Annotated in this window: 10 protein-coding genes; 4 read left to right on the forward strand and 6 right to left on the reverse strand. The window is 65.0% G+C overall.

What is annotated here, in order from left to right:
• Positions 1-5 precede the first annotated feature (5 nt).
• Complete coding sequence (locus DOM32_RS00495; RefSeq protein WP_071229861.1) at positions 6-959, reverse strand: LysR family transcriptional regulator; 954 nt, start codon at positions 957-959, stop codon at positions 6-8.
• Positions 960-1068: 109 nt separating this feature from the next.
• Here DOM32_RS00495 and DOM32_RS00500 point away from each other — a divergent pair, with 109 nt between their 5' ends.
• A complete protein-coding gene (locus DOM32_RS00500) occupies positions 1069-2283 on the forward strand; it encodes an MFS transporter (protein WP_110630255.1) in 1215 nt (404 codons plus the stop codon).
• Positions 2284-2370: 87 nt separating this feature from the next.
• Here DOM32_RS00500 and DOM32_RS00505 read toward each other — a convergent pair whose 3' ends face one another.
• Positions 2371-3111 (reverse strand): SDR family oxidoreductase, encoded by a 741-nt coding sequence (locus DOM32_RS00505; RefSeq protein WP_110630257.1) that lies wholly within the window; start codon positions 3109-3111, stop codon positions 2371-2373.
• A 167-nt stretch (positions 3112-3278) separates the two neighbouring features.
• Between DOM32_RS00505 and DOM32_RS00510 the strand changes: the two genes are divergently transcribed.
• Complete coding sequence (locus DOM32_RS00510) at positions 3279-4199, forward strand: LysR family transcriptional regulator (protein WP_110630259.1); 921 nt, start codon at positions 3279-3281, stop codon at positions 4197-4199.
• 3 nt (positions 4200-4202) lie between these two features.
• Here the strand turns inward: DOM32_RS00510 and DOM32_RS00515 are convergent, their stop codons facing one another.
• Positions 4203-5150 carry a LysR family transcriptional regulator gene (locus DOM32_RS00515; RefSeq protein ID WP_110630261.1) on the reverse strand — a complete coding sequence of 316 codons (948 nt, stop codon included), beginning with the start codon at positions 5148-5150 and terminating at the stop codon, positions 4203-4205.
• A 252-nt stretch (positions 5151-5402) separates the two neighbouring features.
• Here DOM32_RS00515 and DOM32_RS00520 point away from each other — a divergent pair, with 252 nt between their 5' ends.
• Both DOM32_RS00520 and DOM32_RS00525 read left to right on the forward strand, forming a co-directional pair.
• Entirely contained in the window at positions 5403-6902 is a 1500-nt protein-coding gene (locus tag DOM32_RS00520) for a CoA-acylating methylmalonate-semialdehyde dehydrogenase (RefSeq protein ID WP_071229866.1), read from the forward strand.
• A gap of 48 nt (positions 6903-6950) precedes the next feature.
• The gene (locus DOM32_RS00525) at positions 6951-8240 is read left to right on the forward strand and encodes an aspartate aminotransferase family protein (RefSeq protein ID WP_244179746.1); all 1290 of its coding nucleotides are present in this window, start codon (positions 6951-6953) and stop codon (positions 8238-8240) included.
• On the opposite strand, the gene tmpT is transcribed toward DOM32_RS00525, so the two are convergent.
• The 3 genes from tmpT to DOM32_RS00540 all read right to left on the reverse strand — a co-directional run bounded on the left by tmpT (position 8215) and on the right by DOM32_RS00540 (position 11620).
• Positions 8215-8913 carry a thiopurine S-methyltransferase gene (gene tmpT / locus DOM32_RS00530; protein ID WP_110630264.1) on the reverse strand — a complete coding sequence of 233 codons (699 nt, stop codon included), beginning with the start codon at positions 8911-8913 and terminating at the stop codon, positions 8215-8217. The two genes, DOM32_RS00525 and tmpT, sit on opposite strands and share 26 nt — an antisense overlap.
• Before the next feature lie 243 nt (positions 8914-9156).
• Entirely contained in the window at positions 9157-9627 is a 471-nt protein-coding gene (locus DOM32_RS00535) for a hypothetical protein (protein WP_071229869.1), read from the reverse strand.
• Positions 9628-9916: 289 nt separating this feature from the next.
• Entirely contained in the window at positions 9917-11620 is a 1704-nt protein-coding gene (locus tag DOM32_RS00540) for a mechanosensitive ion channel family protein (RefSeq protein WP_110630266.1), read from the reverse strand.
• Between the last annotated feature and the right edge of the window lie 202 nt (positions 11621-11822).

Here is an 11822-nt window from a genome sequence, read left to right on the forward strand (position 1 = left end):
GTACTTCACCGGGCGGCGGGCGGGCTCTCCCGGCGCATCGTCATGCCCGACATGCCGGGGGCCTGCTCGCGCATCAGCTCGATGAAGCGACGCAGGCGCGGCGGGTAGTCCTCGGCGTAGGGATAGACCAGATAGACCGGCAGCGGCGACGGATACCAGCTCGGCACCAGCTGGACCAGACGCTTCTCTTCCAGATCGTCGGCAACCCGCCAGGCCGAGACGATGGCGGCGCCGAAGCCCGAAACCGCGAGCCGACGGATGGCTGCCAGATTGTCGGTACTTACCCGCGGGGTTATGGCGAAGTGCTGTTCGCGACCGTCGACGGCGTGCGTCAGCGAGACGCGATCGCGGTAGAAGGTGCGCAGCGCCAGCCAGGGTAGCGAAGCCACGGCATCGATATCGTCGATCTCGATCCCGGCGACGACCTCCGGCGCGGCCACCACGATACGCGGCACCTCCGCTACGGGCACGGCGACGACCGCCGGGTCCTCTACCTTGCCGACACGAATCACGCAGTCGATACCTTCGGCGATGAAGTCCGGATAGCGATCGTGCAGCAGCCACTCGACACTGACCTCCGGGCAGTCTCGAAGATAGGATTCCAGCAGTTCCAGCAGCTGCTCCTGGCCGAAGGCATGCGGCACCAGCACCCGCAGCCTGCCGCGCGGTGTCTCGGTCAACCCCTGGAGATCCTGTGCCATCGAGTCCCAGCGCTCGCACACGCCCTGGGCATGGCGAAAGCAGCGCTCGCCGTCATCGGTCAGGCTGAGACGATGGGTCGAGCGTTGCACCAGCCGCAGCCCCAGCATGCTCTCCAGCGCCTTGAGTCGCCGGCTGACGGTGGGCTGGCTCACGTCCAGGCGCTGGGCGGCGGCGGACAGACTGCCGGTTTCGACGATACGCATGAAGGTCTGCAACAGTTCGAGGCGATCGGCGGAGCCAAAGCGGGCGTCATCCATGGCGTGTCATTCATCCTGTGCATAGGCGTTGTGCGAATCACGCTACTACACGCGATGGTCATACACCATCAGAATGCACGACATCCCAAAACCGCATCAGGAACTCGTCATGAACCGCGCTTCGAACGCGACGGCGCCGCCCGCCCTCCCCCGCCGGCTGATACTACTGCTGGCGACCAGCGCCGGGCTCAGCGTCGCCTCGCTCTACTACGTGCAACCGCTGCTCGGCATTCTGGCGGCGGATATCGACATCGATGCCCGCACGGCCGGCCTGATCCCGACGCTGACCCAGCTCGGCTACGCGCTGGGCATTCTGCTGCTGATCCCGCTGGGCGACCGGGTGGATCGCCGCCGTCTGATCGTGATCAAGGCCATTCTGCTGGCCCTGGCACTGCTGGCGACCGCGCTGGCGCCGTCGATCGCCACCCTGCTGGTCGCGAGCCTCGCCGTCGGCCTGACCGCGACCATCGCGCAAGACATCGTGCCCGCCGCCGCCGTGCTGGCCGCCGATCGCGAGCGCGGCAAGGTCGTCGGCACCGTCATGACCGGCCTGCTGCTGGGCATTCTGCTGTCGCGTGTCGTCAGCGGCCTGGTCGCCGAAGCGTTCGGCTGGCGCGCCATGTTCCTCATCGCCATGGGGCTGATCATGCTCATCAGCGTGGCGCTGTGGCGCGGCCTGCCCCGGTTCGAACCGACCTCGCGGCTCAGCTATCGCGCCCTGCTGGCGACGCTGTACCACCTGTGGCGCGATCAGCCGGAACTGCGCCGCGCCGCCACGGCGCAGGCGCTGCTCTCGGTCGCCTTCAGCGCCTTCTGGTCGACCCTTTCGATCCACCTGCTCGAGAGTTACCAGCTCGGAAGCGCGGTCTCCGGCGCGTTCGGGCTGGCCGGTGCCGCCGGTGCACTTGCCGCTCCGCTCGCCGGTCGCATGGCCGATCGCAGCGGTCCGCATCAGGTCACCCGCATCGGCAGCGCGATCGTGGTGCTCTCCTTCCTGGCGATGGCGGCCGAGCCCTGGCTGCCCGCGCCGCTGGCCCTGGGGCTGATCGTGATCGGCGCGCTGGGGTTCGATTTCGGCATCCAGGCCACGCTCGTCTCCCACCAGACCCTGATCTACGGGCTCGACCCCGCCGCCCGCAGCCGTCTCAACGCGGTGATGTTCACGCTGATCTTCATCGGCATGGCGGCGGGTTCGGCACTGGGAAGCTTGCTGCTCGGCACGTGGGGCTGGCCGGGCGTGATCGCGCTGGCGACCCTGTCGGCGCTGGGCGCGTTCCTGATCCGCCTGCCCGACCGGACGCCGACGCTGGCCGCGCAGCGCTGACGCTCATCACTACACGGCAGCAGGCCACCGGCGCCGCCGGTTTCGTACCGGCGGCGTCTCGGCATCTCCTTTGCCGGGGGCCGGGCGTCACACCATGCCGCCATTGGCGCGCAGGATCTGACCATTGATCCAGCGGCCCTGCGGTCCGGCCAGGAACGAAACGACATCGGCGATCTCCTCCGGCTGGCCCAGGCGTTCGAACGGCGCCAGGTTGGCGATCGACTGGATCTGCTCCTCGCTCTTGCCCTCGAAGAACAGCTCCGTCCCCACCGGGCCGGGCGCCACGCCATTGACGGCGATATTGCGACCCCGAAGCTCGTTGGCGAGCACCTTGACCAGCCCTTCGACGCCCGCCTTGCTGGCGATATAGGCGCCGTAGCCGGGGAAGGACTTGCCCAGCACCGAGGAGGACAACGCGATGATGCGACCGCCTTCGCCCAGGGTCTCGGCGGCTTTCGTCATCACCAGCCAGCTGCCGCGCAGGTTGATCGCGAGCGTCCGGTCGAGAATCCCGACGTTGTCGCTGGTCATCCTCGCCATCTGCATCATGCCGGCGTTGTTGACCACGACATCGAGCCGGCCGAAGGCCGCCAGCGTCTGCTCGAACAGGCGCGCCACGGCGTCGGCATCGGCGATATCGGCCTGGACCGCCAGGGCGCGGCCCCCCTTGGCTTCGACGTCCGCCACGACCTCCTCGGCCAGCGCGGTGTTGCCGGCATAGTTGACCACCACGGCGAAACCGTCGGCGGCCAGTTGCAGAGCGATGGCGCGACCGATGCCGCGAGAGGCACCGGTAACCAGCGCGACTTTCTGTTCGGGACTCGTCATGAGTCGACTCCTTGTCTAGTTCGATGGATCGGCAGGTGCGAAGCGAGTGCCCGGCGAACAATGCCTTGTCGTCGCCTCCACCAGCCCAGCGAGAGGCAGTATTGGCGTTTCCATGAGCTGAATAAATCGACTAATCTGCCAACACTATTCATCCCAGGCGAACAATAATGGACCGGTTCGATTCGATGACGCTCTTCGTGCGGATCGTGGAAAGCGGCAGTTTCACGCGCGCGGCCAATGCGCTGGATATTCCCCGCGCCACGGCGACGCTGGCGATTCAGCAACTGGAAACTCGCCTCGGTGTGAGGCTGCTGGAGCGAACCACACGTCAGGTTCGGCCGACACCGGAGGGCGAAGCCTTTCACGAACGCTGTGTCCACCTGCTGGCGGAACTCGAGGATGCCGAATCCATCCTGCAGCCGGTTGCGGACAACCCACGAGGCGTATTGCGTGTCGAACTGCATGGCACGCACGCCAGTCGAATCGTTCTGCCCCGGCTCGATGCCTTCCATGCGCGCTATCCCGCGCTGGAGCTGATCATCACGACGGGAGATCGACGGGTCGACCTGGTCGGCGAAGGTATCGATTGCGCGTTGCGCAGCGGCGAACCCGAGGATTCCAGCCTGGTCGCACGGCGGCTGGCGACACTCGAGCAGGTCATCTGTGCGAGCCCGGCCTACCTGGAACGCATGGGTATACCGTGCACACCCGACTCGCTCCGCGACCATCACGGCGTTCACTTTGTCTCCGGGTTCAAGGCTCCGGACAGGACTCTCGATCTGATCGTCGATGGCGAAACGCAGGCCTTTACTACCGGTGGCTGGCTGACCGTCAACGATGCCGAAAGCTACGTGGCAGCAGCTCGGGCGGGCTTCGGGCTGATTCAACTCCCCCGCTTCAGCCTGGCGCCCCATCTGGCCAGCGGCGAGCTGGTGGAAATCCTGCCCGGGTGGGCAAAGCCGACGCTCCCGCTCTACGCGGTCTACCCGCAGCGACGCCAGCTTTCGCCAAGGGTGCGCGTCTTTCTGGACTGGATCGCCGGTATCTATTGGGAAGCCTTCGGCACGCCCGAAAATCCGAGCCCGTGAACCTCAGCCAGACGCCGGTCCGGCGCGGCGCCATTCGTCCATCAGGTCATCCAGCTCCTCGAAGAAGCTTTCCAGAACCAGGTTGGGCGGGCGACCCTTGCGGGTGATCAGGCAGTAGCTCGTCTCGTAGCCGAAATCGTCGGGGCAGAGCTGCTTCATCTCGCCCTGTTCTACCCAGCGTTGGGCGAAATGGGTCGGCAGGAAGCCGATGTAGCTCCCCGTCAGCACCAGAAAGGCGACGCCTTCCCGGTCGGTGGCCGACGCCATCGGCTTGAGGCTTTCGTACGCTTTCCGGATCTCCGGCGTCTGGGCGTAGGACGGCACGACGGCGTCGTATTCGGCGATCCGATCGGGCCCGGTGGTTCGATCCCGAAACAAAGGATGCCGGCTGCTGCAGTAGAGTGCCGACCGCTCCTCGTAGAGCGGCACGTAATCGAGGCCGGGGATCGCCTTGAGCCTGGGGACGGCCCCGGTATGCAGGCTGCCTTCGAGAACCGCCATCTCGATATCGCCGGGAGGCGCCATGCGGATGTTGATGTGCACCCTGTCGCCCCTGGCCTTGAGGGCTCTCAATGCTTCAGTGATATGCATGTTGGGCATGGTGACGAGGTTGTCGGTAATGCCGATATTGAGCTCGCCGGTCAATTGGGAATGCAGCCCGTTGACGCGGGTGCGGAAGTCCTCCACCGCCGCCAGCAGTTGCATGGTGGCGTCGAAGACCGCCTGCCCCTCGCTGGTCAGCTGGAAGCCGCTGCGGCCTCGCTGGCAGAGCCGCATGGAGAGCCGCGCCTCCAGGTCGCTCATCGCCATGCTGATGGCGGCCCGGCTGATGTTGAGATCGACCTCCGCCGAGGAGAAGCCGCCGCATTCGACCACCTTGCGAAAAATACGCAGCAGCCGCAGATCGACGTCTCCCAGCTGCCCCATCAGCGTTATCTTGCGTTGACTCATCAGACCCTGGCCCTCGTTACCACCCGCTCGTCACCACCTGCTCGTCACCGCCCGCCGCTCAGCACACAGCCCACGCCGCCGGGAACGGTCGATAAAGTTAAGCGTTCGCTTTAGTGAAATTAAGCATACCGGGATTGTTTGACGCTATCTCCCTGGCTCACTCTTGGCCGAAGGCCGGCCGGGCAATCGCTCGGCGTCGCGCCGCATCCGGGTTTTCCATCGTCGATTGACGAACAAGAGGATCGATGTCACATGTCCGAGCAGCTGACTCACTTCGTCGACGGCAAGCGTGCCGCGCTGGATTCGACGCGCACCAGCCCGATTTTCAATCCGTCCACCGGCCGACAGTCCGGCGAGGTTCTGCTGGCATCGAAAGCGGACACCGAGCGGGTCATCGCCTCGTCGCAGGCCGCGTTCGAGCAGTGGTCGGCTTTTTCCCCGCTCAAGCGCGCCCGGGTGCTGTTCAAGTACAAGGCGCTGCTGGAAACCCATGCCGACGAACTGGCCCGGCTGATTGCGAAGGAGCACGGCAAGGTGCTTTCCGACGCCAGGGGCGAGCTGACCCGCGGGCTCGAGGTGGTCGAGTTCGCGTGCGGCATGCCGCACCTGCAGAAAGGCGAGCATTCGCTCAACGTCGGCCCCGGCATCGATTCGTACTCGATGATGCAGCCGCTGGGCGTGTGTGCCGGCATCACGCCGTTCAACTTCCCCGCCATGGTGCCGCTATGGATGTTCCCGATCGCCATCGCGGCGGGTAACACCTTCGTGCTCAAGCCCTCGGAGAAGGACCCGTCGTCCACCCTGCGCATCGCGGAGCTGTTCAGCGAAGCCGGCCTGCCCGACGGCGTGCTCAACGTCGTCAACGGCGACAAGGAAGCCGTCGATACGCTGCTGACCGATCCGCGGGTCCAGGCCGTCAGCTTCGTCGGCTCCACCCCCATCGCCGAGTACGTCTACGCTACCGCCTCGGCCCACGGCAAGCGGGTACAGGCGCTCGGCGGGGCCAAGAACCACATGGTGATCATGCCGGATGCCGATCTCGATCAGGCCGCGGACGCGCTAATGGGCGCGGCCTACGGCAGTGCCGGCGAACGCTGCATGGCGATCTCGGTCGCCATGCCGGTGGGCGAAAAGACAGCGGAGGCGCTGCGCGAGAAGATCCTTTCCCGACTGGACGAGCTGCGGGTGGGCGAAAGCATCACCGACGGCCCGGATCACGACATGGGGCCGCTGGTCTCCCGCCAGCATCTGGAAAAGGTCAGCGGCTACATCGAACAGGGCATCAACGAAGGCGCCGAGCTGGTGCGGGACGGCCGTCGTCTCGATCACGGCACGGACGGCTTCTTCATCGGCGGCACCCTGTTCGACCACGTCAAGCCCGGCATGCGCATCTACGACGAGGAGATCTTCGGCCCGGTACTGGTCATCGCCCGCGCCGAGAGCTTCGATGCCGCGGTGAAGATGGTCAACGATCACGAGTTCGGCAACGGCACGGCCATCTTCACCCGGGACGGCGACAGCGCCCGCCAGTACTGCGAGCGGATTCAGGTCGGCATGGTCGGCGTCAACGTGCCGATCCCGGTGCCCATGGCGTTCCACAGCTTCGGCGGCTGGAAGCGCTCGCTGTTCGGCGCGCTGCATGTCCACGGCGCGGACGGCGTACGCTTCTATACCCGCATGAAGACCGTCACCGCCCGCTGGCCTTCAGGGCTGCGCGAGGCCACCAACCAGTACACCATGCCCACTCTCTGACACGGCGATCCGATCATGACAACCCGCGAAAGCTCGCAAACCGGAAACGTGAACAACGATCACGTCAGAGCGCTGGACCGCGCCGGCGTCTTCCACTCCTGGTCTGCCCAGGGCGCGCTCCAGCCGATGGTGTTCAAGGGTGGCGAGGGGTGCCGCCTGTGGGACTACGACGGTCGCGACTATCTCGACTTCTCGAGCCAGCTGGTCAATACCAACATCGGCCATCAGCACCCCCGCGTGATCGAGGCGATCAAGGCCCAGGCCGACGAGCTCGCCACGATCGCCCCCGCTCACGCCAACCTGGCCCGGGGCCGCGCCGCCCGGAAGATCCTCGACCTGGCGCCGACCGGTTTCAGCAAGGTGTTCTTCACCAACGCCGGCGCCGATGCCAACGAGAACGCCATCCGCATGGCACGCGCCGTGACCGGCCGAGAGAAGATCCTCTCCGCCTACCGCTCCTACCACGGCGGCACGGGGTCGGCGATCGCCGCGACCGGCGACTTCCGGCGCGTTCCCAACGAGTTCTCCCGCGGCCACGTCCGGTTCTTCAACCCGTTTCTCTACCGCAGCGAATTCTGGGCCGGTAACGAAGAGGAGGAATGCCAGCGCGCGCTGCACCATCTCCGGCGCGTCATCGAATGCGAGGGGGCGGCGAGCATCGCCGGCCTGCTGCTGGAAACCATCCCCGGCACTGCGGGCGTTCTGGTGCCGCCGCGAGGATATCTCGAGGGCGTCCGGGCGCTGGCCGACGAGTTCGGCATCGTGCTGATCCTGGACGAAGTGATGGCGGGCTTCGGCCGCACCGGCAAATGGCTGGCGCTGGAGCATTTCGGCGTGGTGCCGGACCTGATCACCTTCGCCAAGGGCGTCAACTCGGGATACGTCCCGGCCGGCGGCGTGATCATCAACGAGCGCATCGCCAGCCACTTCGACGAGGAGATGTTCTACGGCGGGCTGACCTATTCCGGGCATCCGCTGGCGATGGCCGCGATCTGCGCCACGCTCGAGGTGATGGAACAGGAAGACGTGGTGGGCAACGCAGCCAAGATCGGCGAAGCGGTACTGACGCCGGGGCTGGAGCGGCTTCGGGACAAGCACGACATCATCGGCGACGTGCGCGGCCTGGGCGTCTTTCACGCCATCGAACTCGTCGAAAGCAAGCAGAGCCGCGCCCCGCTGCCGGCCGCCGAAGTCGCCCGGCTCAAGCAGGGGATGATCGACCGCGGGCTGTTGCCGTTCGTGGTCGCCAATCGCATTCATGTGGTGCCGCCATGTATCGTCACCCCGGCCGAAGCCCGCCGGGGGCTCGAGATCATCGACGAGGCGCTGGCGGGATGAAACCCGCGGCCTGGCCAGTCCGTGCCGGCAGCAGTTTCCACGCGACCTCGACGAATCGGGTCACGCCGGCATCGCGGAAGTTGAGCGACGACTGGAGCACGTCCTTTCTCGATAGCATCTCGAGCGTGTAGCGATTGGCGTAGTGCCGTTCGATTTCTTCGGGCAGCACCGGAAACGGCGGGCCATCCTTCTCGGCCGGATCATATTCGAAGGTGATCAGCAGCTGCGGCGCACCACCGGCCAACGCCAGAATCTGCTCGGCGTAGCCGGGCCGCATGGCGGGCGGCAACGCCACCAGCGCGGCGCGGTCATAGATCATGTCGACCGGGCCCAGCTCGGCGGCGGTCAATTCGAAGATATCGCCCTGGAAGACGGTCAGCCCCGCATGCTGCCACCGCCGGCCACCGCGCCATTCATCGACCGACGGTTCGACGCCGAGCGCCTCGAACAGCTGCGACACCGCGATCTCGCTCAACTCTGCACCGACGACGCGATGCCCCTGTTCGAGCAGCCAGCCGATATCCAGCGTCTTGCCGCACAGCGGCAGAAAGATTCGCGCGTCGGCCGCCAGCCCGAAGCTCGCCAGATTGCGCTTGAGAATGGGGTGTACAAAGGCGAGATGAAAGCCGAGCTGGTCGTTCTCCCATCGCGCCCGCCAGAATTCGTGTTTCATGCCGTCATCCTCATCGCTCTAAACTATCGCCGCTCGAATCTATCTTCACTCGAATCTATCTTCACTCGAATGCATCGCCGCTCGAATTCATCGCCTGGGCTCGTTTCGTTTGCCCCGGTGTTCTTGCACCGTCTGCTCTTGCTCTCTTGTGCCGCTTGCGTCCTCGTGCCGTTCGTCCTCGTGCTTCGTTGCCCTGGCGGCGCCGCAGATTCGACGTCACCAGCGCCGCATCCGCTCGAAGGCTTACTTCTTCTCTTCTTCGTCGGAACCGAACTTCGCCAGCGCGATCTGCATCCCCTGCACCAGGCAGTAGGTCACCCCTGCCAGAAAGGGCGCCATAACCCAGGGCAGCCATCCTCCCAGCATGCTGGCCGCGAACACGACGCCGAGACCGGCGCCCACCGAGAGGAAATCGGTGGCCGTCCCGACCAGCACCACGTAGGAGCGCTCGGAGTCGTCCGGCCCCTCCGCCTTCAGCAGGGTAACCAGCACGTTCAACAGCGATATGCCGGCAACCGCCGACAGGGCGAAGCCGACCAGCTCGAGCGAAGACGGCTTGCCGGCCGCCCCCGAGACGATGCCGTAGCTCACGGTGATCAGGATCGAGAAGCCAAAGGCCTGCGCATTGTCGCGCACCGAAATGCCCAGCCCATGTAGATAGAGCTGCAGCCCCGATATCTCCTTATCGCCGCCGCGCTTTCCAGAGTTGCTCATGGCCGATACTCATGTGAGAGAGGCTTTATGTGAGAGAGGCTTTATGTGAGAGAAACTGTAGGTAAGAGACGCTGTGAGGGAGCCGGGTCACCGGGGAAACCGATGACCGGCCTCTTATCTTAAGCCTCCCATCTTAAGCCTCCCATCTTAAGCCTCCCATCTTAGGCCTCCCATCTCGAGGCGTCGAAACGAGGCCAATCCCTGTCGACGAAAGACGTCGTGATCGAACGAAACCGTCAACGAACGAAACCCTCAACGGGTTGAACCGACAGCGCACGAACCCCGCCGCTCACTGGGACGTTTCGCCGTCGTCTCCTGTCGCGTGGCCTCGGGCGACATCCCGGTGACTGATCACCACCACCTCCCTCGGCCACCATTCCGGGTGGTTGTCGCGAATGAACGTCAGCAGTTTTTCTCTGACACTCACTTCGGCGGCCCACCCCGAGAGCGGGTCGACGGTCATCAGGTAGCAGGTCACGGTCTGCGCCGGGCCGGTCTGGTCGGTCACGGCGCAGAGCAGCTTGTGGTGCTCGATGACGTTATCCTCTGCCTTGGCGAACTCGAGAAACTTCTCCCGCAGCAGCGAGATATCGGCGCTCAGGTGTAGCGTGAGCACCACGCTCCGATACTCCTTGGTGCTCTTGGCGGAGAGGTTCTCGAAGGCTTTCGAGGCGAAATAGGTAACCGGGACGATCAGGCGTCGCTCGTTCCAGATTCGCAGCCGGATATGGGTGTAGAAAATGCCTTCGACGTAACACCACTGCCCTTCGAACATCACCAGATCGCCGACCCGTATCGGCTTCGCCAGCGACAGCTGGAACGACGACAGGATGTTGCCCAGCACGGCCTGACCCGCCACGCCCACCAGCACCGCCAGCACGCTCGCCGATGCCAGAATCGACAGCCCCAGCGTCTCGAACAGTTGTATCTGTCCCAGCACGTAGATCGTGACCGCCGTCACCATGATCAGGATGATGATCCGACGCACCGCGTAGAGCGTGGTCAGCAGCTTGCGGTCGTCCTTGGGTTTGGAGTCGTCGATCTGCCCGGCGAGACGCCGCGTCATCTTCAGCATGATGGTATCGACCAGACGCAGCGCGACGGCGCCGGTCCCCCAGGCCAGGATGGCGATCAGCACCACTCGCAGCGTCGTGGTCGCGACTGCCGAGAAGGAGACGACGTAATCGAGCAGCGCCTGGGTCAACAGCGACATGACGATGAACGCCACGGGGCCGCGAATCTGGGTGGCGAAGATGCTCGGCGAGCCGGTAGGCAACCAGCGGGTCATGACCTCGATCAGCCGATAGACGCCCTTGCCGATCAGCCCCACCACCAGCAGCACCAGCGGAATGGCGATCCACTCCCAGACCCGCAACAGGCCGAAAGGCTTCTTGAGGCTATCGGGAATATGGCGCTCGAAAGCCGTCGGGCCGTACTCCCGGTAAAGCGCCGGAATCGCGGCCACGCTCTCCGGCATGATCAGCCAGATCGGCTCCTCTTCCCCGACCCGATATCGCCCGAGGCGGATATCGTAGGCATCTCCATTGGCCTCCAAGGAGGCCAGCTCGATATCTCGGCGGGGCTCGCCGGCATTAGGGTTCTCCCCTGTCGGATCCTCGATGGCCGCGTCCTGCCGCCCAGAGAGACGGGAAATCTGGATCGATTCGCCGCGCTGGAAGATCTCCGAAAGCTGGCGGGCCAGCTCGGCGCCCCGCTCGCGCTGCTCCGCCGGGGTCAGATCGGCGAGATTGAGGATATGTGCCGCCGCCTCGAAGTCGCTCCTGTCGGTCATATCCCGAAAGCTGCGCATCGATTCCCGAGGGGTTCTCAGGCTGACGGATTCCGGCGCCTGGCCAAGCCCGGTATTCAACGAGTCGAGGGGATACCAATCCTTCTCGCCCCCCTCTTCCTGCGCCTGCGCCAGACACAGGCTGGAAACCAGTCCTATCGTTGCGGCCAGCAACCATCGCCGCCATGAGTTCATGCTTTTCATCCGTGTTTCACCGGTCCGTGGTCGTCCTTGTATACCGCCCGGCGGATCATGCCGCCTTCGCCGGGGCGCGTCTTTCATTCGAGTCAAGACAGCGCATTCGAATCGAGACAGCTCATGCGAATCAAGACAGCAGACGGATATCGGAGTCGGCTATTCGGCCGAGGTTCCCCCTGCTCTCGCCGTCGTGATCGGCAAGTGCCGT

It is taken from the genome of Salinicola salarius, from assembly GCF_003206135.1.
In the GTDB taxonomy this organism is placed as follows: domain Bacteria; phylum Pseudomonadota; class Gammaproteobacteria; order Pseudomonadales; family Halomonadaceae; genus Salinicola; species Salinicola salarius.

Coding starts and splice junctions, on each gene's coding strand:
- DOM32_RS00515 (WP_110630261.1), bottom strand. CDS start 5,150: ATGAGTCAACGCAAGATAACGCTGATGGGGCAGCTGGGAGACGTCGAT.
- DOM32_RS00495 (WP_071229861.1), bottom strand. CDS start 959: ATGGATGACGCCCGCTTTGGCTCCGCCGATCGCCTCGAACTGTTGCAG.
- DOM32_RS00500 (WP_110630255.1), top strand. CDS start 1,069: ATGAACCGCGCTTCGAACGCGACGGCGCCGCCCGCCCTCCCCCGCCGG.
- DOM32_RS00520 (WP_071229866.1), top strand. CDS start 5,403: ATGTCCGAGCAGCTGACTCACTTCGTCGACGGCAAGCGTGCCGCGCTG.
- DOM32_RS00535 (WP_071229869.1), bottom strand. CDS start 9,627: ATGAGCAACTCTGGAAAGCGCGGCGGCGATAAGGAGATATCGGGGCTG.
- DOM32_RS00540 (WP_110630266.1), bottom strand. CDS start 11,620: ATGAAAAGCATGAACTCATGGCGGCGATGGTTGCTGGCCGCAACGATA.
- tmpT (WP_110630264.1), bottom strand. CDS start 8,913: ATGAAACACGAATTCTGGCGGGCGCGATGGGAGAACGACCAGCTCGGC.
- DOM32_RS00510 (WP_110630259.1), top strand. CDS start 3,279: ATGGACCGGTTCGATTCGATGACGCTCTTCGTGCGGATCGTGGAAAGC.
- DOM32_RS00505 (WP_110630257.1), bottom strand. CDS start 3,111: ATGACGAGTCCCGAACAGAAAGTCGCGCTGGTTACCGGTGCCTCTCGC.